The 24,659-nt window shown below is 38.0% G+C and carries 15 protein-coding genes, 1 other RNA gene and 1 pseudogene; 4 read left to right on the top strand and 13 right to left on the bottom strand.

What is annotated here, in order from left to right; translation table 11 throughout:
• Positions 1-35: 35 nt before the first annotated feature.
• The 8 genes and pseudogenes from lepB to ACFORF_RS04900 form a co-directional block, all read right to left on the bottom strand.
• Positions 36-590: a signal peptidase I gene (gene lepB, locus ACFORF_RS04865; protein WP_380426018.1), complete on the bottom strand. Its 555-nt coding sequence runs from the start codon at positions 588-590 to the stop codon at positions 36-38.
• Between the two features lie 104 nt (positions 591-694).
• A complete protein-coding gene (pyk, locus tag ACFORF_RS04870) occupies positions 695-2,200 on the bottom strand; it encodes a pyruvate kinase (RefSeq protein ID WP_380426020.1) in 1,506 nt (501 codons plus the stop codon).
• Between the two features lie 75 nt (positions 2,201-2,275).
• Positions 2,276-3,286, bottom strand: a complete 1,011-nt coding sequence (gene pfkA / locus ACFORF_RS04875; RefSeq protein ID WP_380426022.1) for a 6-phosphofructokinase — start codon at positions 3,284-3,286, stop codon at positions 2,276-2,278.
• Positions 3,287-3,367: 81 nt separating this feature from the next.
• A complete protein-coding gene (locus ACFORF_RS04880; protein WP_380426024.1) occupies positions 3,368-6,475 on the bottom strand; it encodes a DNA polymerase III subunit alpha in 3,108 nt (1,035 codons plus the stop codon).
• Between the two features lie 229 nt (positions 6,476-6,704).
• Positions 6,705-8,201, bottom strand: a complete 1,497-nt coding sequence (locus tag ACFORF_RS04885) for a glycoside hydrolase family 1 protein (protein ID WP_380426026.1) — start codon at positions 8,199-8,201, stop codon at positions 6,705-6,707.
• A gap of 69 nt (positions 8,202-8,270) precedes the next feature.
• A pseudogene (locus ACFORF_RS04890) lies at positions 8,271-10,174 on the bottom strand (beta-glucoside-specific PTS transporter subunit IIABC).
• Positions 10,175-10,561: 387 nt separating this feature from the next.
• The gene (locus ACFORF_RS04895; RefSeq protein ID WP_380426028.1) at positions 10,562-12,145 is read right to left on the bottom strand and encodes a DUF1593 domain-containing protein; all 1,584 of its coding nucleotides are present in this window, start codon (positions 12,143-12,145) and stop codon (positions 10,562-10,564) included.
• Between the two features lie 20 nt (positions 12,146-12,165).
• Positions 12,166-13,893, bottom strand: a complete 1,728-nt coding sequence (locus ACFORF_RS04900; RefSeq protein WP_380426030.1) for a carboxylesterase family protein — start codon at positions 13,891-13,893, stop codon at positions 12,166-12,168.
• Positions 13,894-14,182: 289 nt separating this feature from the next.
• On the opposite strand from ACFORF_RS04900, the gene ACFORF_RS04905 reads away from it, so the two are divergent.
• From ACFORF_RS04905 to ACFORF_RS04920, 4 genes are all read left to right on the top strand, one after another.
• Entirely contained in the window at positions 14,183-15,598 is a 1,416-nt protein-coding gene (locus ACFORF_RS04905) for a Y-family DNA polymerase (RefSeq protein ID WP_380426032.1), read from the top strand.
• 16 nt (positions 15,599-15,614) lie between these two features.
• The gene (locus ACFORF_RS04910; protein WP_380426034.1) at positions 15,615-15,983 is read left to right on the top strand and encodes a hypothetical protein; all 369 of its coding nucleotides are present in this window, start codon (positions 15,615-15,617) and stop codon (positions 15,981-15,983) included.
• Positions 15,984-16,301: 318 nt separating this feature from the next.
• The gene (locus ACFORF_RS04915; RefSeq protein ID WP_380426036.1) at positions 16,302-16,472 is read left to right on the top strand and encodes a hypothetical protein; all 171 of its coding nucleotides are present in this window, start codon (positions 16,302-16,304) and stop codon (positions 16,470-16,472) included.
• A 24-nt stretch (positions 16,473-16,496) separates the two neighbouring features.
• A complete protein-coding gene (locus ACFORF_RS04920; RefSeq protein ID WP_380426038.1) occupies positions 16,497-17,447 on the top strand; it encodes a Fic family protein in 951 nt (316 codons plus the stop codon).
• Between the two features lie 104 nt (positions 17,448-17,551).
• Here the strand turns inward: ACFORF_RS04920 and ssrA are convergent.
• The 5 genes from ssrA to ACFORF_RS04945 all read right to left on the bottom strand — a co-directional run bounded on the left by ssrA (position 17,552) and on the right by ACFORF_RS04945 (position 24,651).
• Positions 17,552-17,898, bottom strand: a transfer-messenger RNA (tmRNA) gene (gene ssrA, locus ACFORF_RS04925).
• Between the two features lie 101 nt (positions 17,899-17,999).
• Entirely contained in the window at positions 18,000-19,643 is a 1,644-nt protein-coding gene (locus ACFORF_RS04930; RefSeq protein ID WP_380426040.1) for a GBS Bsp-like repeat-containing protein, read from the bottom strand.
• 311 nt (positions 19,644-19,954) lie between these two features.
• A complete protein-coding gene (locus ACFORF_RS04935) occupies positions 19,955-21,727 on the bottom strand; it encodes a hypothetical protein (RefSeq protein ID WP_380426042.1) in 1,773 nt (590 codons plus the stop codon).
• A gap of 2 nt (positions 21,728-21,729) precedes the next feature.
• The gene (locus ACFORF_RS04940) at positions 21,730-23,700 is read right to left on the bottom strand and encodes a DUF7657 domain-containing protein (protein WP_380426044.1); all 1,971 of its coding nucleotides are present in this window, start codon (positions 23,698-23,700) and stop codon (positions 21,730-21,732) included.
• A gap of 18 nt (positions 23,701-23,718) precedes the next feature.
• Positions 23,719-24,651 (bottom strand): glycosyltransferase family 2 protein, encoded by a 933-nt coding sequence (locus ACFORF_RS04945; RefSeq protein WP_380426046.1) that lies wholly within the window; start codon positions 24,649-24,651, stop codon positions 23,719-23,721.
• Positions 24,652-24,659: the final 8 nt, after the last annotated feature.

The following is a 24,659-nucleotide window of genomic DNA, read 5'->3' on the forward strand; positions in this document are numbered from 1 at the left end:
ATCAAAAAACTCAGGTAATTCCTGAGTTAGTAAACTTATTCAGTTGTCAGAAAACCAAATTGACTAAGCGGAAGAATCCGAAAAGCTACCACCCCTTCTATTTGTTGATCTGTAATCAATCCAAATTGACGTGAGTCTGACTTATTTTGTCGATTATCATTAAGGACAAGATAGGAACCTTTAGGTATCGTTGATATATCAGACTGCGTCAAACTAGAAAGAGTAAAATCATCTGTAAATAAAGTGTCTGGATGTTGCACCTGAAAGTCTGCTTTTAAACTATCAATATAAGAGTCACTTTCGACAACATTATTAAGGTAAAAAATATCATCCATATAAATAGCACTATCATTTTCCTTTGCGACAACACGCCCCAAATATTTTTTCTCATCTACAGTATAAACCACAAAATCTTTATAATCGGGTTGACTGATTTTTGAAATCATGAGGTAGTCGTCATGATGCATAAATGCATTGGATTCTGATTCAGAAACAATATATGGAGCAAGCACAAAAATTCTCAGCAAAATAAAACCAATAAAAATCAGCGTTGCTAAAATAATCCCTGCAATAAAATCTCGTTTTACCATTTTCCAACCTCTTCTTTCAACCAATAGTATAGCATATTTTCAAAGAATTTAAAAGATGGAAAAAACCAGCGAGGAGAAATCTTCACTGGTTTTAGTTGATAAGATTATTTCACTGTGCGTACACGCATTGTGTTTGTAGAACCTGCAACACCTACTGGAACACCAGCTACGATGATGATGTCATCACCTGATCGAACCAAACCTTGCTCAAGAGCAACGCGTTCAGCCAATTCAAACATGTCATCAGTAGATTTTGGCTTTTCAGTCACAACTGGAATAACACCCCAGTTAAGCATCAAGCTACGTTGTACATTTTCAGTGAAGGTAACTGCCAAGATATCAGCATCTGGTCGGAATTGTGAAATTGCGCGTGCAGTATGACCAGTTTCAGTCACAGTAACAACCAATTTAATTGGCATTGAGTGAGTCGCATCCTTAACTGCAGATGCAATCACATCAGTCTTGCTATCACGGTGGTAAGACTCAGATGACAAACGACCGTATTCGTTCAAAAGACCTTGAGCGTTCATTGCGATAGTTGCCATAGTCTTAACAGACTCAGCTGGGTATTTACCGTTAGCAGACTCACCTGAAAGCATAGTCGCATCTGTACCGTCAAGAACAGCGTTGAACACGTCAGAAACTTCAGAACGAGTCGCACGTGGCTTGTCAGTCATGGTTTCAAGCATGTTGGTTGCAGTGATAACAGGTTTACCAGCAGCATTACATGCAGCGATGATTTGTTTTTGGTAAACTGGAACCATTTCAAATGGAACTTCGATACCCATGTCACCACGAGCTACCATGATACCGTCTGCTGCTTCAAGAATTTCTTCCAAGTTATCGATACCTTGTTGGTTTTCGATTTTAGCAAAGAGACGTACGTGACCATTTCCAGTTTCTTCACAGATTGCACGAACAGCGTTAACATCATTTGCTGTACGAACGAATGAGATTGCGATGAAGTTCAATCCATTTTCAAGACCGAAACGAATATCAGAATCATCACGCTCTGCAAGCGCTGGGAAAGGAATTTTAGTGTAAGGGATGTTTACACCTTTTTGTTTACCGATAAGACCGTCGTTTTCAACGCGAACGATGAATTGACGATTCGCAACGTCTTTACCGATAACAGTCAAACCAAGTTTACCGTCGTCAACAAGGACTTGTTTACCTTCTTCAACATCATCAAAAACATCCAAACCACCAGCAACGTTAAGGGCAATCACATCGCGAGTTGATTTGATTCCTTGTTGTGTTGCTACACGGATTTCTTCACCAGTAGTGTATGAGAAGAAGTCTTCTCCACCTTCAAATACTTCTGTACGGATTTCTGGACCTTTTGTATCAAGCAAGAAACCAACTTTTTTACCAGCGATTTCTTCAGCACGACGAACAGTTGCCATACGCGCACCTTGCTCAGCATGATCACCGTGTGAGAAATTGAAACGGAAAACGTTAGCACCGTTTGAAATCAGTTCAGCGATTTTTACTGCTGAGGTTTCAACGTCAAGTTGTTCACCCCAGTATCCTGATTCACCGAATTTTTTACCACCGCGTGTTTCCACGGCTGGTCCAAGCGTTGCAACGATTTTAACACGTTTGTTCATGTGTAATAAACTCCCTTTAAATTAAGTAATTTTTGTCTATGAAGACAACCTAAGTAACGAATGAATGAAATAACCTTAGAAGGCCAAATCACGGTTGAGCTCCGCAAAGTCAAGACGTGCTTTATGCGGGTTATTAACAATGATTTTCCCTTCTTCAGCCAAAGTGAAGAGTGCTCCTTCTTCTGCTGTACCAAGAATAGGACTCTCAACTAACTCTTCATTATGGATACCAACAGCGAGACCGCCACGACCTGCTTTAAGCAATTCAACAGCGCGAGCTCCCATACGAGATGCAAGAACACGATCGCGCGGCGTTGGAGAACCACCACGAAGAATATGGCCAAGGTCAGTCACACGAAGATCACTTGTATCACCAGCTTCTTTGAGTTTTTTAGCAAACTCATCACCTGACATTACTCCCTCAGCAAGGACAATGATATGGTGGTTTTTACCAGTTTCATATCCATGCTCAATAGTCGCAACGATTTGTTTGAAATCATACTCTTCTTCAGGAATGATGATTTGATCTGCACCCGCTGCAATACCAGCCCAAAGTGCAATATCACCTGCATCACGTCCCATCACACGAACGACAAAAGTACGGCGGTGACTAGAAGATGTATCCCGAAGATTATCAATAGCTTGAGTCGCTGTAGTAACAGCTGTATCAAAACCAATGGTAAAATCTGTTCCAACGATATCATTATCGATTGTACCAGGTACACCAACTGCTGGGAAACCATGCTCTGTCAAGCGCATCGCACCGTGGTAAGAACCGTCACCACCAACAACAACAACACCTTCGATTCCATGTTTTTTCAATTGCTCAATACCAGCTAATTGCCCTTCAAGTGTAGCAAATTCTGGGAAACGAGCAGAGTAGAGGAAGGTTCCACCACGAGAAATCTTATCTCCAACATCACGTGAGCTAAGTGGGAAGATATCTCCTGATACCATTCCAGCATAACCAGAACGAATACCATAGACTTCCATGCCTTCAGCAATACCTTTACGAACAACTGCACGAACAGCAGCGTTCATACCAGGGGCATCACCACCACTGGTTAAAACGGCAATACGTTTCATTTTGCCTGATTCTCCTTTTACATTTTTAACGAAACTATTATATCACACAATTTGTGAAACTTCTCTTTTTTTCGTTGAAATTCAACGAAAAACCGTTTTCAAGACATAGGGCTCCAATTTTTTAATTAAGTCTTGACTTTTTTCGACAAAATGGGTTTGACTCTGCAGAGTTTCCCGACTATCAACATAATGCAAAATTACTGGATAAGCCCCCCTATACTGGGACAATAGTTGAGAAATTTCTTGATCATAATCATGATTTTTAACCTGTATCCAACACTTCTCTGTTACAACTGGACTCAAACTTGTCAGAATCATTTGTAGTCTATCGTTTCTCTCTTGAATTCTACCTGTGAAAAAGTAGATTTGCCCTTCTTCTAAATAGCTCCGCCATTTCTCATAGGACTCTGGAAAGAGCGTCACATCAAGACTTAATTTACCATCTGTCAACTTAAGAAAAGCCATCTGCTCACCGCGGGACTTGGTTCGGATAGTCCGCACTGACTCTATTTGCCCTAAAACTTTTGCCTCTTGATGGTCAACTAGTTCTGAAAAAAGAACCAGTTCATGCTTAAAGGTTTGATAAAGTTGCTTGAGGGGATGAGGGCTAATGCCGATACCAAGTTGTGCAACTTCACGTTGATATTTTTCTCCCGTACTATAATCTTCAATATCACGCCAGTTAAATGTTGAATCTGCAAATAAGGAGCCTAACTCACTAACAAATACCAGTAGAGATTCCAAATTAGTGGCAACCATCTGACGATTCGACTGAAACTCATCAAAAAGACCAATGTCAACTAGGGGCTCTATCAATTCCGGTTTTTTATACTTTTCTGGCAGACGTTCCAAGAAATCTTCGATTGAAGCAAAGGGACGAGATTCGATAATCCAATAAGCCATATCACGAGGTAGAGCCTTAATTGTCCGCATACCAAGCGTGATTAGACCATTAAAGATTTTATCCGTATAAGGGATAGTATTAATAGAAAGCCTATCTAACTTAAAACCAGCTTCCAGTGCATCTGTAAGATAATCTGGGCTGGAATAATTGAGCATGATATCGTAAAAAATGCTCGGGTGGTGTGCCTTAAAATAGCCCATTTGAAATGCTAGGGCTGAATAGGCAAAGGCATGACTACGGTTAAATCCATATCCTGCAAATTTAGCCATCATCTGAAAGAGTCGTTGCGCAGTTTGAGGATTTCGTCCCAATTGCAGAGCACCCGACATAAAGTCCGCTTCCATTTTTTGCATGTCGTCATGATTTTTCTTGGACATGGCACGACGTAATAAGTCAGCTTTACCCAATGAAAATCCGGCAAAAACTTGAGCAATCTGCATCACCTGCTCTTGATAAAGCATAATTCCATAAGTCGGCTCTAATATGGGAGCAACCAAGGGATCAATCAAATCCACAGATTCCTGACCAAACTTACGCTTCACAAAGTTATCGATATAATCCGATGCCCCTGGTCGATTCAAACTTGTCGTGGCCACCACTTCTTCAAAGCGTGCTGGTTTGATACGACGTAAGAGATTAATCGCTCCCGGTTGTTCAAACTGGAAAATTCCTTTCGTCTGTCCTTTGGCAAAAAGGGCTAATGTATCCGCATCTTCTAAATCAATTTTTGAAATATCGACAACTACGCCTTGTTCCTCAGCTAGCTTTTCTTGCATTTTTTGAACGAAGGTCAAATTTCGTAACCCCAAAAAATCCATTTTGAGGAGACCATTTGCTTCTACTGCGCCAGCATCATACTGAGTCACCAACATCTCTTCACCTGATTTAACAGGAATATGATCTGTAAGATTGTCATCACTCATCACAATTCCAGCAGCATGAATAGACGTCTGACGTGGTTGTCCCTCTATTTTACGTGCAATGCCAAAGGCTTTTTCATACTCAGGACGTGAATGAACAATTTGGCGAAAGGCCATGTTTTTTTCGTAAACAGATTTTAGAGTATCACGAAATGAAATTTTCTTGCTCAAGTTTGAAAGATCATACTCAGGGGCTCCAAACCGTTTAAAGACATCACGAATAGCCTGTTTAGCACCAAAGGTCGAAAAGGTTACAATTTGTGCAGCATGTTCAGTTCCGTAACGCTCCCGAACATAATGCAAAAATTCCGGGCGATAAATATCTGGGAGGTCAATATCAATATCCGGCATACTGTAACGTTCTTTATTAAGGAAACGTTCAAATAGGAGCTGATTTTTCACAGGGTCAATTCCGGTAATATCAAGTGCATAGGCTACCAAACTTCCTGCAGCTGATCCACGCCCCATTCCCATATAATAGCCTTGACTGCGCCCAAATCTAAGCAAATCCCAAACGATGAGAAAATAGTCATCAAACCCCATCTCATGGATGATGTCTAACTCATTCTGAAGGCGTTGCTGATACCTTAAATCCGACAAAGATTTTGCTGCTAGGCCCGCATAGGCCCGCTCTGCCAATTCTTCTACCGCTGGAATTTCTCGATTAAATCGTGGTAATTTCAGCTGTGGATTAAACGTGTAAGTAATACTTGACACCAGAGATTGCAGATTGCTAAGACTCTCTGGGAATCGTTGAGCGAATGCCTGAGTCATCACATCTTGAGCCATTAAGGCTTCATTACCTGAAATAGGTTCGGTCTCAGCTAAGGTTTGATTATCCCTAATGGCATGTAAAACCTGCAAGGCTTCCTTATCTTCGGACCTAAAATAACGAACTGTATATAGAGGAATAAGAGGTTTAGAATAAGCAATCTGAGGGCTGCTTAGGTCTACCCCAATAAAATATTCAAATGGTAAATCTAACTCTTCTACCCCGTCAACATAAGGAATGATAATAGCAATATGCTCATCTAGATATGTCGCTAGATCTGACAACTCTGACCAGCCTTGCATAATCTGGGAAGATAATTTGATCAGTTGATGGTAACCAGTTGTATCCTTAGCTAAAAATCGAGCTGAGATAGCTCTGCCATTGTAAATCAGATCCAACTCAAGTCCAAGAACAGGCCTAATACCAGCTGAATGACAGGCCTTGATAAAATGATAGCCCGCATAAAGATTGTCCTTATCCATGATTCCAACAGTCTCATAACCCAATGCTTGAGCCTGTTCTATATACTGATCTAGGTCAATCAAACTATCCAAGAATGAATAAACGGTTTTAGTATCTAACTGTGCAAACATCTTGGCCTCCTTGATAAGCTTATTACTACTATTATACACTGAAATCACTCTAAAATCTAATTTCCTGCCAATCATAAAAAAGCTAGTCTCTTTCTCCTAACATATTCAAGAATGAGGTAACCAGTTTATAATATGCGACTTCCTAACAGTACACTCTACAACTATTAATAAAGACAGTATCGAACGAACACAAAACCAACTAGAGCTGAGCTTTAGTTGGTTTTCTAGATTAGTCGACATCTGCCCCGTTTGAAGCGATGACTTTCTTATACCAGTGGAAGGAATCTTTTGGAGTACGCTCAAGCGTTCCCTTGCCCTCGTCGTCCATATCTACATAGATGAAACCATAACGTTTGCGCATTTCACCTGTACCAGCTGATACGATGTCAATACAGCCCCAGGTTGTGTAGGCAATAAGGTCTACCCCATTATCAATGGCCTTAGCCATGGCATTGACGTGGTTGCGGTGGTAGTTGATGCGGTAGTCGTCGTGAACGACACCATCTTCACCGACCACATCTTGTGCTCCCAAACCATTTTCAACGACCATGAGTGGCACTTGGTAGCGATCATAGATTTTTTCAAGGAAGTACTGAAGACCAGTTGGGTCTTCAGCCCAGCCCCACTCAGAGTAGGTCAGGTATTCATTGCGGGCACCCATAGAGAAGTTACCTCCGACCTTGTCATCAACCTTATGAGTCGTTACAAGGGCTGACATGTAATATGAGAAGGTGTACATATCTACGGTTCCCTTGGCCAGGTCTTCTAAGTCGCCTTCTTGAATGTCCAAGGTTACGTTACGCTCTTTCCAGAGACGTTTCGCATAGGTTGGGTATTTTCCTTTAACTTGAACGTCGCCACAATAGAAGAGGTTTCGCTCCCAAGCATGCTCAGTCGCCAAGATGTCAGCTGGATCACAGGTTGCAGGGTAGTTGGTAATACCGCAAATCATACAACCGAGTTGATAGTTAGGGTCAATTTCCTTGGCAGCTTGAACAGCACGTGCTGATGCCACAAATTGGTGGTGAAGTTGCTGGTAGGCAACTTGGTATTCTTCATCCGTCGCTTCATGTCCAGCAATCACGCTCAGCATGTCGAGGAACATAACCGTGTTGTTGATTTCATTGAAGGTCAACCAGTATTTTACTAAGCCCTTATATTCATTAAAAATAGTACGGGCAAACTTTTCATAGTAGTCAATGAGCTTGCGGTTAGACCAACCACCATAGTTTTGCTCCAGATTGAGCGGAGTATCAAAGTGCCAGATAGATACCAGCGGTTCAATGTTGTATTTACGACATTCTTCAAAGACTGAACGGTAGAAATCTAGACCAGCTTGGTTTGGTGTTTCGTCGTTACCATTTGGGAAAATACGTGCCCAAGAAATAGACAGGCGGAAAACAGAGTAACCCATCTCAGCAAAGAGCTTGATATCCTCTTTATAACGGTGGTAGAAATCTACTGCCTTGTGGTTTGGATAGTAATGGTCCTCCAGCACCGCAAAAGTCGCCCCTTCAGGAATGACACCCGCGTGCCCCATAGAAGCTACCTTGCCCGGCTTGCCATCTTTATCGATGTAGGTTGTATAGCGAGGGGAATTTTTAGTTCCACCAGTTGTGACGTCAGTCTGAACAAGTCCGCGACCGTCTTCATTGTAAGCTCCTTCTGCTTGGTTAGCTGCGATTGCACCACCCCAGAGGAAATTATCAGGGAATTTATTTGCCATAATGGCCTCCTTTGTATTTTCTTATGTCTTTTTTAAAATTAGTAAAGGGGTCACAGTGACCCCTTTAAACTATTTAACAGCTGTGAGGAAATGATCTCCTGCTGCTACGGTTGTTTCTTGGGTTGTCAAGATATCGTCGTATTCAGCTGTGTTTGTAATGATAACTGGTGTGATGACTGGAAGTCCAGCAGCCTTGATGGTTTCAATATCGAATTCCACCAATTTCTGTCCTGCTTGGACCTTATCACCAACCTTAACCAAGGTCGTGAAACCTTTTCCATCAAGCGATACAGTATCCATACCGATATGGATTAGAATTTCAGCACCGTTTTCTGTTGTCAAGCCAATGGCATGACCCGTTGGGAAAACAAGAGTAACTTCAGCATTGGTTGGAGCGTAAACTGCACCTTCTGAAGGATTAACTGCAAGTCCTTTACCCATAGCTCCAGTCGCAAAGACTGGGTCTGGAACATCTGCAAGGGCTACAACTTCACCCTTAAGTGGACTAGCAAGAATCTCTTGACGAATTTCTTTTAAGTTTTGTACAGGCTCTTCAGCCTCAATTACTTTTTTTCAGTTGGCTCACCGTAGAGGTAAGGAACTGGTGCAACCATTTGGATCACAAATGAAATCGCAATTGCTGCAAACATGAACGCCACACCAATCCACATTGGAGTCAACCCTTCTGTTGGGCTAACCCATGCTGGGAATTGGAAGATCCCCAGAGCACCGAATGCGTACATTTTAATTTTGAAAATAGAGAGAACGGCACCAATAACACCTGAAACTGCACATGAGATGTAGAATGGAATTTTCATTGGAAGAGTTACACCGTAGATGGCTGGCTCAGTAACTCCGAAGATAGATGAGATAAAGGCTGGCATAGCCACAGACTTAACTTTTTGTTCTTTCGTTTTAAGTATGATAGCTGCAAGAACACCTGTTTGGGTGAAGTTAGGAAGTGCAGCTCCTAACAAGATGTCTGTCCAACCATTGTTTGAAAATTGCAAGATAGCCAGTGGTACAATTGCCCAGTGAAGACCAAACATAACCAATACCTGCCAGAGAGCTCCCAACAATAATCCGTAAAGAATCGGGCTGAAGTTCATGATAGCTGTAAAGCTGTTAGAAAGAAGATCAGAAGCAATATTAGCAACCGGTCCTACAACCAAGAAAGTCAATGGCACAGTTACCAAAATAACCACAAATGGTACCACGAAGACCTTCACCACATCAGGCGTGATTTTCTTCATAAACTTCTCAATGAGGGAAGCGACCCAAACAGCCAAAATAACTGGCATAACAGTTGAAAGGTATGAACCAGAAGTTGGCAATTGGAATGGAATGCCAAGAACGTTTGACACACCAGCTTCTGTCAAGCTTGCTACAGATGTTGGAAGAGTTGGATAAACAAGCGCTGTTGCAATGGCTGCTGCCGTAAATTCATTCATCTTAAACTTACGAGCCGCTGTAAAGGCAATCATAATTGGCAAGAATTGGAAGAATCCATCACCTGCTGCTTCCAAGATTGTATAAAGTGCATTTGTACCAGTTGACCAACCAAAGCTGACACCAAGAATAGCAACCACACCTTTAACAATACCAGCTGCCGCAAGAGGGCCTAGGTAAGGTTGGAAAATACCAGAAATCAAGTCAACAAAACGGTCGAAAAGATTTCCTTTAGGGGCATCACCTTCATCAATATCAAGGCTACCACCAGCTGTAAGTCCACCTACTTGTACCACTTCAGCATATACATCTGGTACGTGGTTTCCGATAACGACTTGGTATTGCCCTCCAGCCTTAACGACTGTTACAACACCGTCACGTTGTTTAAGGTATTCAGTATCTGCTTTTGACTCATCTTTCAAGTCAAAACGTAAGCGAGTCACACAGTGTTTAAGACTGTTAACGTTTTCTTTACCACCGACGTGGTCTAAGATATCTTGTGCTAATTCGGTATATTTACCCATGATTAGCTCCTCCTTAAAAAATTTCTTTCAGGTGTTTCTAACAAATAGAAAAAACCTAAATAAATATCAAATAAACCACACGTAGATGAAAACTCAAAAACGTGATTTATCTCATATCTATTTAGGTTTTGCCTGCTTGACCAGTAACAATCCTGTTTAATTACAAAAACTATGATAACCCTTTCTTTTTGTTTTGTCAAGCGGTTTCAAAAAGTTTTTTTAAAAAATTTAGTTTTCTAACAAAATATTTTAGAGGTCTAAAAATTCAAAATTTAGACTTGCTGATAAAAATTCACTATCATAAAATGGCTTAGGAATCGACGTTTTATGATGACGTCATCCTAAGCCACTTGATATATGAGAGCTTTTTCCAGACTCTTTATTACTTTATTTGATAGTTACGATAACACGTTGGTAGGCTTTTAAGTTATGATTACCATTATCTTGAACTTCTAGAATCAAATGAAGTGTATCGCCTGATTTGGCATCTTTAGGTACCGTAAAACTAACTGTCTCACTATCTGCACCTTCTAGCTCAATAGGATCTACAACTTCATCTTTATCCAATTCACGGTACAAACTAATTTGCAATCCAAGGCTGTTATCCGATATTGGTTCACTTTTACCATGATATTCTTGATAAGTATCTGCCTCGAAATACCGCCACCAACGATAGGTTAGCTTGTCTCCGTCTGGATCTTCTCCAACTCCTGTTAAAGTCACCGATTCTCCAGCCTTTGCAGATAATGAAAGCCCCTCTTTCACGTTAGCTGTCGGCACATGGTTAGCATCCTCGTAGTTATCAGCAATCCCCCAATCAGCTCGGGCTGCAAAATCACGCTGAATATCATCAAACCAACGCATCAAACTATATTCAGCCTCAAACCGCTTAGCATATGGATTATAATCTAAAACAGTATTTTGGTAAAGTTGTTCCGAAACTTGTCCAAATCGGCCACCCCAACCACCATATTCTGGGTGCGTAATATCCTGTAAGCCATTTTGGAAAAGGTAGAAATAAGATGGAGAATCTCCCTCTGAAATAAAGTCATACTTGCTATATTGAGGATTATTCTTCAGATAGTCCTCACTTCCACGTTGCTCTTCGGCGAGCTCTCCATCAAGGATTTTACCATCACCCATGAGCGCATATTTCTCAAGAAGTGGTCCATGGTTCTGTTGAATATTTTCATAATTCCAGTCCCCTTGAAGATAAGTATTAACTTCGTCACTATGGAATTTCCAGGCGTAGGCAAAGTGCCAAAAGTTAGAGGAATCATTAATAACTGTCAATTTTGGCCAGGACTTTTGGATATAGTTTTTATAGCTGTCATCCTGATCAAGAATGATATAGACCACCAACTTATCATAAACCTTTTGCTGAATTTCTTTCCAGTTGGACTTGTCTTTGTATTCTTCTTCGATAGACTTCAATGCACGAGCAGTTGTATTAGTACCACCCCAGGTTTGAACATAGAGAGGCCGATTGTCATCATCAAGGAATAGATCTTTCAGAAACTCTGAGCCTTCTGTCTCTTCATCCATTTCTCCAACATTTTTGATATTCCCTATTTTTGTAATCTGACGAATTGCTTCTGCTTGAGGATAGCCTTCAGCATGTTTGGCGAGATTTGGCTGGATTTCTTCATAGGCATCAATCATGTCATAAATCCAATCAGTTCCCGTCCATCTAAACGGCTCTATCCTTTTGTCTTTATCGCCTGCATAGTGATAGGTAGAACTCGTCAGTACTATTCCTGCTAAGTCCATCTCATTGGCATAATAGAAATAGCGAATCATGGAATTCATGTCATCGACTTCACCATCGGTAGTAATGACTGTTCGAGCCTTTGTTACATGAGCTGATTGTTGAGACGAGGAAGAGTTTGGGTCTTCCTTTTGTATTGTTGTGCAAGCTACTAGGGACAAAATTGTTGTAGTAGCTAGACAACAACCTAAAAACTTTTTCATTTTCATAGTATTTCCTCAACTCATTCCTGATGATTGGCCTGATCAAATTCGGAAAGATTGTCGTAGGCCTTGTCGAGTTCGTAAGAGAACCAACGTCCGTTGAGTACGGTCTTAATCATGGTTTCCTTATCAACATCAGATATACTTGTGTCAGCTGCGATTGCTTCTATTACTGTTGCTGGAGAAAGATCATCCTGAGTGGTGAGGGTCGCTAGAGCTTCTGCACTGGTCGCATCCAGTTGCAATACCTCTTGTTTGTCATTCCATGGATTCCAAGTGGTTAGGCCATCGCCATTCGGGTTTCCAGTCTTGATAAAGTTATACAGGTAATCTTGGAAGGTTTTAGAAAGGGCTTGTGCACCATCTGAAGCATAAGCTTCGCCAACCAAGCTGGCATAGTTTTGGCTATTGGTATCCAACAGTGGAACAAAGACACCGTGAAAGGCTCCTAGAAGCGCCATCTGATCTCCAACGACTGCCTTATCGTGTCCGAAAATAACCTCTGTAGAGTAAATATCTGACGTGTAACCTTGCTGAGTCAGTTTTTCATTAGCTCCCTTGACATTGGCGTAATCATAAAGCTGACCACCATAGTTGGCTACAAATTGGTATTGACTAGCAAGGGTTTCGTTGGTCGCAATCGACCCATCCTGAACAGCCGACATAAATGTTGGGCTGAACAAGCTAAAGAGTGAGAATTCACTGCTACCAGTCAGATTAAGCAAAGGAACATCATTATAGTCCTTGGTTGCAAAGCCCTCTTCAGGAATGACTTTTCCATCTGTATAAAGGTGGGGGAAGACACTCATCCGAATACTGGCATTACCCATCAAACCAGCCAAACGACCAGCATCAACCTTGAGCAGATAGTCTTTGACAGAAGCATCATCAGACAAGAGCCAAGCCTTGGCCTCTTCTTCATTCGACTTAACGCCATCTTCTACAACTAAAGGTGCAATGGCTGAAGCAAATACGTCTTGACTAGCCGCTGTATCAGACAAGGTCAATCCACCACTAAAGGAAATAGCCTTGTCATAGAGTCCCTCAAAAGTTGGTGAAATGAGTGTTGCCATGACATCACGACCGCCAGCCGAGAAACCTGCTAAAGTAACATTAGCAGAATCTCCACCAAAGTTTTCGATGTTATCTCGTACCCATTGGAGTGATTTTGCAATATCCAGCAAGGTATAGTTACCAGAATTTTCTTCATCCGTACCAGTCTTTAAGGCTTGAAGTGGGTTGAACCCCAATGCCCCTAGACGGTAATTGACAGAGACGACAATGGCATCGTGGTCTTCGACAAAAGAAGCCCCAGAAATCTCAGTGGATTTTCCTGTCTGGTTGTTCCCACCATGGATAAAGACCATAACAGGAAGGTCTTTTGCCTCAGAGTCTGGCCGATAAATATCTAGATTTAAGGCATTCTCTTCGCCAACCACTTCCCCATTGCTGAGCTGGATGGCTACTTCTCCTGGCTCGGTTGTATCGAGAGTTTCACTCCATTTTTCAGGATCCTGCGGAGCGATCCAGCGATTTTCACCAGAGACGTCGCCCGCATATGGAACACCATACCAGGTTAAAACTTTACCCGCATCAACCCCTTGTACTGAACCAAAGGCTGTCTCACGTAGAGTCAAGTCTGCTGATTGAGACGACTTACTACTAGTCTTCTCAGACGACTGATTTGAACAAGCCACTAGGGCCAATGCAGCACCCGCTAGAGTCACTAGCTTAAAACTTTTTTTCATCATTATCCCTCCTAAAGATAATAAATTTAATAATTGTTTTTTAATGAAAAAAACCTAAACAAATATTAGACAAGCAAAAAACTGAGCTAAAAATGCCCTACTTATCTCATATTTATCTAGGTTTTGCCTGCATGACCAGTCACAATCCATATCTTGCCATCATACTATCATTTTTTTATCATTTTGTAAAGCGTTTTCAAAGTTATTTTTAGCCCTCTCAACTTTTCCTTGCATCTCAAATAAATTTTGTTATAATATTGTTGTTTATTAAAACAACAAAGGAGGCGTTATGAGAATCATTGATTATAGCCGTGAGCCGGTTTCAGATATTGCATTTATCGACATGAAGTCCTTCTATGCCAGTGTTGAATGTGTAGACAGGGGACTCCATCCCTTACGAACCTCCTTGTGTGTTATGAGTCGGGCCGATCATTCAGCTGGACTTATATTGGCTTCATCACCTCTATTTAAAAAGATTTTTGGACAATCAAATGTTGGGAGGGCTTATGATTTACCTTTTGACATCGAGACCCGTCGATTCTCTTATGAAAAAGCTTTGAGACGAGGATTAGACTGTAGCTCTGCTATGGTCCAATTCATTGAAACTTGGGCTAAGCAAACTCTTATCGTTCCTCCACGTATGGATCGTTATATCGAAAAAAACTTGGAAATTCAAAAAATTTTCGCTAACTACGCCAGTCCCGAAGATATTCTTCCTTATTCAATTGATGAAGGTTTTATTGATTTAACAGGGTCTCTCAATTATTTTATTCCCGGAGAGACTCAGTCTCGCAAAACTAAACTCGATCGCGTTTCCTCTATGCTACAGCGTGAAATTTGGGATAACACTCGTCTTATTGCTACTGTCGGGATGAGCAATAGCAATCCACTTCTAGCTAAATTAGCCCTAGACAATGAAGCTAAGAAAACTAAAACAATGCGTGCCAACTGGTCCTATTCAAATATTGAAAATACTGTTTGGGCTATCCCTGAACTCACTGACTTTTGGGGGATTGGTCAGCGAACTGCCCTTCGGCTCCAGAAATTAGGGATTCACACCGTTAGAGAATTGGCTCATGCGAATCCTGACCTCCTTCAAAAAGAATTTGGGCTAAAGGGAGTCCAACTTTGGTTTCATGCTAACGGAGTTGATGAGAGTAATGTTCATCAGCCCTATCAGCCTAAATCTCACAGCATCGGTAACTCTCAAATTCTTCCCAAAGACTACCTCTTCCAAAAAGATATCGAATTGGTCATCCGAGAAATGGCAGAGCAAGTCGCTATTCGATTAAGGCGACAACATCAAAAGGCGACCGTCATTCATCTCCATGTGGGTTATGCAAAATCTGAAAGAAAACGCCCCATGAATGTCCAACAAACCATTGAACCAACACAACAAACGAAAGAGCTGATTCACCAGGTCACTAAGCTCTTTCGTCACCATTACAAAACAGGAGCCGTCAGACAAATTGGCATCTCCTACGGAGGGCTTACTACGGAAAACTATTCTACAATATCCTTATTTGAGGACTATGAACAAGCAGAACGTTATAATCAACTTGAAGCTACCATTGATGACATCCGTGATCAATTTGGCTTTTTAGCCATCCAAAAAGGTTCAACTCTTCTAAATCATTCACGCGCCATCGCTCGAAGTCGATTAACAGGTGGTCACTCCGCAGGAGGTTTAGAAGGACTGCGTTAAAATAAGGAGATTTCATATGGTTGATCGCTCTTACCTCCCCTTTTCATCTGCCCGGCATTACCATGATCCAAAAATGCAAAAATGGATGGGCTTTTTTCTCTCTGAGCATACTACTGCATTGCTAAATGACCAAAACATAATAGAGTCTCCCTCCAACCTAACCGTATCTGAAAAAAATCAGCTAATCTCTCAACTCTATAGTGCTCAACAGCTAGCTTCTTTCACCATTTTAAACGAAAGGACTATTAAGGTAATCATCGGAACAATCTCAGTCATCTCTCAGGTAGAAATCGTCCTAAAAACCAAAGATCACTATGAGAGAACTGCTGTAGCTGATATACTTGATATCTCAGAAGAATGCCAGAACTCTAAATCTGACGACTAATGCAAGTTCCAACTCCATATTTTTATAAGAAAAGTGTACAGTAACTCCTTTAATGACTCCACTTTCTCAAAAATAATCTCAAACTCTCAAAGGAAAGCAAAAATTGAAGATTATAAGTCATTTTATAATCTCCAATTTTTTGCCTAACCTCTTTCTTTAGTCTATTAAGGACTACAATGTCATGCTTACTTTACAATCTCTATTTTTAAATTATAAACTTATACTTTTTATAGTTTTTTTATCTTTATTGTGTTATTATCTTTGAAAAATAGATATTTTTAAAAGATAGAAAACAAACCGCTAAAAATCATCAAATTTATGAATAATAAAACTATCGACGAGGAATATCAGAAAAGATATAAGGATTTCGGTACAACTAAAACTCAACTATTTCCCAATCTCGTCAAACGTGGTAGTTTTGCAAGTAACCAATTTGAATTGTTTTCAGTTCCGTTAAACGAAATTCAACTCCTCAATCAACAAATCTAAGATAACTCAAAGCAAATTTTAGAATTGTCCCAAAAATTACCTGGAGTTGCTAAGGAACAGTTTTACAATGAACAGCTCTATAGAGCTGTCATTAGCACAGACGAAATCGAAGGTGTTAGAACAACTCGCAAAGAAGTTTCCATTGCTCATAAATCTCTTGAACAAAAAACTAAAGAAAACATCAGACTGCAATCTACCGTACGACTCTACAATGATATTCGAGAAAATAATTTTCTAACTATCGATTCATTAGAAACCATCAGAGACATCTACGACCAGCTCACTAACGACGAGATTGATACTGAAGACGTTCTAGATGGTAGACTCTTTAGAAATGGTTCTGTTTCAGTAATTAATGCTAACACCTATAAGGCTGAACACATTCCTCCAAGTAACGAAGATAGAATATCAACTATGCTTCTCTCGTGGATTAAATTTATCAATGATCACACTATACCTGTCTTAATAAAAAGCTTCTTAGCCCACTACTTTTTTGAAAACATCCACCCTTTTTATGATGGCAATGGGAGAACAGGACGTTACATTCTTGCAAGTTACCTAGCACGTAAGCTAGACATTTTTTCTGCTTTAGTCATGTCTCAGCAAATCAACCAAGAAAAGAAAAAATATTATGATGCTTTTAAAATTACAGGAGATTTTGACAATAAGGCTGAAGGTACCTTCTTCGTCCTATATCTGATGGAAATTTTAAAAAATGGGCAACAAGAAATTATAGCAACTTTACAAGAGAAAAATGCTATACTTGATGACTACAGCCTTTATTTAGAGAAAACAAACTACTCTGAACTTCAAAAACGAATTCTTTTTTTACTTTTACAATCAAAAGTCTTTATTGATGACCCACATGAAGGAATAACTGATAACGAAATTATCCAAATTCTATCACAGCATTTTCCTAAATTTACAATAAAAAGAGTAATTGATACTATGGAAAAAGTGGTATTATTGAGCTAACCTCGCAAAGGCCAAAAAAACATATTCTCCCTTGAACAAGAAAAAAAGCAAAAAACGTTGATTTCTCAACGTTTTCTTTCAATATCCGAAACTATCGGAAGTAATTATGGAGCCGGTGGGAGTCGAACCCACGTCCAAACACCTGCCAACACATTCGTCTACAACCATAGGTGATGTCTTACTTTAACTGGTTACCGACACACCACTCAAGCCTGTCACCAGCGAGTTTCTAAATCTCACTGAGCTAGACGAAACAAACCAACTCAGCCAGCTTACTAAATTAAGACATCAGGCTGCCGTAAGCAAACGGCCGTCAGTCACGCCCGCAGGTTATTAAGCTGCTAAAGCGTAAGAAGTGTTATTTTTTGCAGTTATATTTAACTGAGCGTTTACGTCGCCACACGAGTCGCAGAATATGCCTCATAATGCCTGTCGAATCCGTAACGACCCCTTATAAGACTTTATTAGTATACCAAAATCTGTATCATTTGCAAATGAAAAAGTTGATCCCAGGCTATAATACCTGTAATCAACTTTTATCACTATTAACGACTATTTTTTAGGATGAATATAATACACTTCTCCACCCCAGGTAGAAGCTTTTGGATTAAACCAGCCACGGAAGTTTCCAACATACATACGACCAGCATAGTTAGATTCCTTCACTTGAATTTTAGTTGCAGATTCAACGTCCACAACGTAGGCCACATGTCCATAAACAACTCCACCAATCACACCATCACGAGGCCACACTGCCACTGCTCCAACTGCTGGCGTCTGATTTACGGTAAATCCCTGAGCCCGCGCAGAACCAATCCAGTCCTTTGCATTGCCCCAATAATTTCCAACCCAACTAGCTTGCTTACGAACACCCCAGGTACATTGACCAACAGGATAAGTATTGAGAGAATCTGGAGTTCCTGCATCAATCTTACCAGATGTAGAAACAGCATTGAGTTGGGTGGTTGGAAGTACGATAAAGTCTGAACTACCATCTGTGTAATAGATATAGGTATGTACAGGATATTGGCCACTCTTATTGCCATGATTTTTAACATCCACTTTAATATTAGTGTCCAATCCAGATGGAGTTACGTTATACCATTTTAAATTCGTCTGATTAGGTTCAGACCAAGCAGCTACTTTTATTTCTTTGATTTTTTTACTGTAGTCTGATTCTTTAACATTTACTGTCAATAAACCTTCATTTGGTTTATGATCAACAATTTTAACGCTTGGTTTTTCAAAATTTGAAATCTGACCTGGTACAAATCCAGGTGTTATAGCCAAACCTTCCAATTTATTTGTTGTATTACTATAGCCGTAGATATGCATGCTATATTGTCCTACTTCAAAGTTATGATTTTTTAATGGAATATCAACTTGATATGTGCCATCAGAAATTTTATTAGCTACATACCATCTTGAATCGTCCTGACCATTTATTTCTGTCCATGTCGGAACATAAACTAATTTCATTTCATTTGGAACATTTGAAATTGTCACACGATACTGAGTATCTTGAATTCTAGTAATTTGATATTGTAATTCTGGTTTAGCAACATCATATGTTTGAACTCCAACTCCAGTTGCAGTACCATTATTGAATACATATGTATGTATATTATACTTACCATAGCCTTTATGAGATGTTAAATCTACAATTGCATCACCATTATTATCTGCGTTATACCATTTAATATCATCTTGGCCATTTTCCTCGGACCATACTGCTGTAGATATAGTTCCATTTTGAGGTAAAATTTTATTATGAAGTGTTATTTTATTACCATTTTGACTAATCGTTGATCCAGAAGTAGAAATAACCTTTTGTTCTAAAACTCTACCATCTTTTGTACCATCCGTATAAGTTACAAAAACATGTGTATTATAAGTACCTGCTCTTCTATTATGGTTCGCAACATCAAACTTAAAACTAACATTTTTAGAATTATTATTTTGAACACTATACCATTTAATATCATCTTGACCATCTTCTTCTGACCAGATTGCCATATCAATTTTACTAATGGTTTTACCACCTTCTTCTTGTACAGCTTGTACAGTATATGTACCATCATACTGGTTATAGTCAGAAATGAAAGTATTTACTCCTGAATTGGCTGATACATTTGAAGCCAATCCAATTGTTCCTAAAACTGCACTTGCAAACAACATTGATTTTACTTTTTTCATGATTTTTCTCCTAAATAATTATATGTTGAGTAGCTACACTATACTATTCGGAAAAATAGAAAAACTTTAGTTTATTTGACAGAAATCAGTCTTCATATATCCATTAGAATTGAGGAAATTTTAGTGGAATACAGAGAAAAATTAATGTACATAAAAAATGACCAGCGAATCGCTAATCATTTTAAGTTTCCTATCAAATTCAATTTATAAAACCAACATATTTACATCGCTATACAACTTCATAATAGGTCTTATTAGATTCTTTGTATTTTGATTCAGTTTTAAAGAACAAAATTATAGTAAAAAATTTATTAAGAAATTTTACTAAAAATAAATTTCTTGAAAAATTTTAGTTTACTAATAACCTCAAAAAAGTAAAACATACCTAATAGCATAGCAAGTGAATACAATAAATATGAAGAAGAAGCATAGTATCCAAAAATGTAACTAGTAGGCTCTGAGGCTAACCATCTTGAAAAAAGAACAACTACAAAAATATTAACAAAGCCTAAAAGAACACATCCTGTGATTATTAAAAAAATTTCTAAAGAAAATCTATTTTTGATATTAAATATATCAAAAATTAATATCAAATATCCCAAAAAAGAAACTATAACCAATAATGGTGATAATTTAATATAAAATGATGTAATTGTATTCTGAATTTGAAAACTATTCTTTCTACTTCTCTTTATATTATTATTAACTAGAACAACTTCGTTATCAACGCTAGCTAAATCAAGAGAATAATTTTCATAATTAATAGGTAATTCAAGATTTAAAAGCTGTTCATCAGTTCTAGGAAGATTTGTATTTAATATATTTTCAAAGTAAATTAAATCAGAATTCGACAAAGAAGAATAATTTAAATAATTTTCACTTAGACTTGTATTTGTATATGATAGAAATTCCTTTGTAACAGGGAGACTCATTGCTAAAGTTTGTCTAAAATCAGATAATTGAAAAGCTCCAGTTTGAGATGATAAATAGATTCCCTTCTTCTTCTTTAAAATTCCTTTTTCAAAAGCGTCTTGAAGTTCACTATAAGATTTTTTATAAACTTCATTAGTTTTCTCAGCATTATTATGATATAGACCGTCTTCTTCAAAAGCAAACCTTAATGCCCAATAACTAATGTCCCCTTTTATATCTGCCTCATCTCCTGCCCACAAACCATAAGATGATAATATTATTTCTTCATATTTTTTTAGGGTTGGACTAGCATCTATCGCTAATTCAAAAGATTTTCGGGAAGCCCAAACATCTTTATCAGTATTACTACCATCATCAATTTTATAAATTAATGACATTAGTTTAGGAGCTTCTGTTGCTGTTCTGTCGTTAACAGCCCATATTCCATATTCTTGATAATTCTTAAATGAAATCAAACTTCCAAAAACACCAATTCCGAATAGAGGAAAAACAATGACTAAAGTTTTTATTAAAACCTTTTTAATTTGTCCACTCCGTAAATAATAACTAGTAAAGAAAATTGGTATTACAACAATAAAAAACGGAGTAATCCAAATAGAATCTTCTCTTAGATACCAAAAAAATCCCAAAGCAAAAAATCCAATGATTGACCAAGGTATCAATTTCTTTATATTATACTCGCGACGAATATAGATGGCAATAAAAGATGAAAGAATCATAAGTACGCTCCATGGAACGAGAGAATTTCTATATATTCTATATGTTGCATCAAAACTGATAGGAACAAACATTATAAAAATAAATATAAAAAACAATTTTATCCTACTATTAAAAATTGGAGCGATTGCTTTCAAAAATATCAGACAAGAGATAGAAATAAAAATTCCATATGAAAACCCATAAGGTAAATTAAAAAAGTTTGATATAGCTAAAAAAAATGGATAACTTACATTTTTTGCCATTGTCGTAAAGAAATATTCTTTCCCCAACCAATCGCCTGACACAATGCTTAAACTATTTTTTATTTGTAATAAATCATCAAATCCAGTGTTGACATTAAGTGCCAAAGGACTATCCAATAATAATTTTATTTTGAATACAATTACAAAAAATATTGCAATAAAAAAAATGATATCTTTCTTATCTCTCACAACTATTCTCCTAAAAACCTATAAATCCTATTCCCGTCTTTATCTGGTCCGTAAATTAATTGGAATTTACTTGACAATTGTTCCAACTCTCTCTGAGTAAGAACGTAGTCTACTCCTAACTTTTGAAGGTCATCTTCATTTAAGCCTAAATCTAGCACATCAGGACTAGAATTAGAAAATGTTGTTTGACCTGTAGTTAAACTAACCTTTACATGCGAATAACGATTCCAGTTCTCCTCATATCCCTGTTCTGGATCCAAAATGTTCATCTCCCCAAAATCGGGATAAAAGCGAACTCCATCAATAGAATCAGCACCAAACATTTGAGGAAAATTATAGAGCATATTACTATCTGTAACCCATGTACCCTCAGGATCATTGTTAACAATTTCTTTAATAGATTTACTCAACGATCTATCATCGATTATATCTAATCCTTTTACGATAGGATTTACAGTAAATCCTGAAACAAAAATCATTCCCAAAAATAAAGTCACAAACAGTGATTTCTTCTTAAAGAGAACTGCGACAAAGCTAATCCCATATATTAACAATGATAGCAACATCAATTTCGTTGATATATAAGATGTTAACGTAGTGTCTCTTAATGTAAAAATACCTAGAATTAATAGAATAAACAAGGTTAATGGCAAAATATATCGAAGTGATTCTAAGTTTTTCCAAAGAAAATCAACAAACCAAATAGTCACCCATACAGCAATGACTGACATAGCTTGCCATGCTCGATTACCTGTAACAAAACTGAACAATGTGAATTTAGATACAAATACCGGTATGCCAAGCAAAGCATAAAAAGCTAGCACTAAACAAAAAATTAATAAGGTTATTGGAAACCAATTTATTTTAAAATCTCTTATTTTAAAAATAAATGGCAAAATAACCATAAAAGGAAGAAAATTAATAGAGCTAGCCAATTCAACTTGGTTTAAAACATTTGGAAAATTAAATGGTAAAAATACATTTGAAAAAATCGTAAGAAATTGAGAGAGTTGTATCTCACCACCTGTTGATACACGGCTACCTGGATAAACAGTCCCTAGAGAAGCTGTCAGTGCATCCCAACTTTGATAAAGTGTCACTCCAATAACTAAACCTACTGTAAGTAAACTAAATCCCATGATACAAAAATCAATCTTAGTTAAAACATTATTCTTTATATTTTGACAGAAAATAACAAAGAAAAACAAACCAATAATATAAGCGAAAGGCACTTGAAATGCTGGGTAAATTACTAAAACAAACCCTATTAAAGATATGGTAAGAAGTGAAGCAAAAATAATTTTTTTCAGAGTTCTTTTACTGTCAAAAAAATGGTAAATACAAACAATAGCTAACATTGTAAAAAATGCAAGATCTCCCAAATGTTGCATAAACCACCATTGAATAGTTGGCGTATAGGTTATGGCAAAGGAACCGAGAACAGATAAAAATTTATTTTTTTGAGTTAAAATCATCAAAAATTCAAAAGAAACTAATAAATAGAGAATGACTTTAGAGACCCAGTACCATGACATTGCGTGTGAGGCATCTAAAAATAATGCACCCCAATTAAAGGGTTTTCCAATAATTGAAATGTGTCTCACCGGAGAATTATAAGCAACAACCATATTCAAACCAGACTCACCGTAATTTTCATTAATTAAATTTAAATCTGAATTAACTTGTGAGATAAAATAAGAAGATTGAACTAACCACTCATCTGAACGGATTGCTCTAGGAATCCCAAAAATTATCCCCTCATCATCTGGTAAATGCGGCATCCAATTCTTAATAGAATCATTATCTTCATTAACTGTTAGATTTTCTTGTGTTCCTGTAACAGTTTCTTTAATGCCATAATTTGTCCAAATTAACGATGAACTCCCATTAATGTTAAGTGAAACACCCAAGAAAAAACATATTAGAGCAATAATATAACGGTATTTTAAAATTTCAGCAAAACTCCTAAACATTTCAAATAAACTCCATTATCATTTATTTCTCTCATAATAATCATAAACTTTAAGTTCATACTGCATGCGGTTTTGACGAACCATGGTGTCCAAAATAAAACCTGAAACAAAAGATAAGGCAGCTAAAATCATAAATCCAGTAGCTAAGATAGCGGATGGCATTTTTGAAATCAGTCCAGTTTTAGTAAATTCCGAGATAACTGGAACTCCAAAAATCAGTCCAAAGATAAATAAAACTGCTGTTACAATACTGAAGAATAGTAACGGTTTATAATCTTTAAATAAGTTAAAAATCATTCTTAGAACTTTGAACCCATCGGAAAAAGTATTTAGTTTGGACTCACTTCCCTCAGGTCTATCTTGATAAGTAATAGGAACTTCTACAAGTTTAAAGCGCTTATCTAATGAGTGAATAGACAATTCTGTTTCGATTTCAAAACCTGGAGAAAGCACAGGGAAGGTTTTAACAAATAGACGATTAAATCCACGATATCCTGTCATAATATCATTATAATTTCCTTTGTAAAGAGAATTGATAAGATTTCTCACCAAATTATTCCCAAAACCATGAAATCCTCTTTTGTTTTCTTTCGCATAAGTTCCGTTAGAAAGACGATCACCAATTGTCATGTCTGCCATACCAGAACGTAGTGGTTCTAATAACTTTTCAACTTCTAATGCGGGATAAGTATCATCAGCATCCACCATTATGTAGTAGTCTGCATCAATTTCTCTAAACATTGAGCGGACAACATTACCTTTACCCTGTCGAGGTTCAAATTTGACAATCGCTCCAGCTTCTCGTGCTAATTGATTAGTTCTATCCTTTGAATTATTATCATAAACATAGATATCAGATTCCGGTAAAACGGCTTGAAAATCTCGAATAACTTTTTGTATCGTTACTTCTTCATTGTACGCAGGAAGTAATACTGCAATTTTTTCTGACATAAATTCTC

The organism is Streptococcus caprae, from assembly GCF_042649745.1.
Lineage (GTDB): Bacteria > Bacillota > Bacilli > Lactobacillales > Streptococcaceae > Streptococcus > Streptococcus caprae.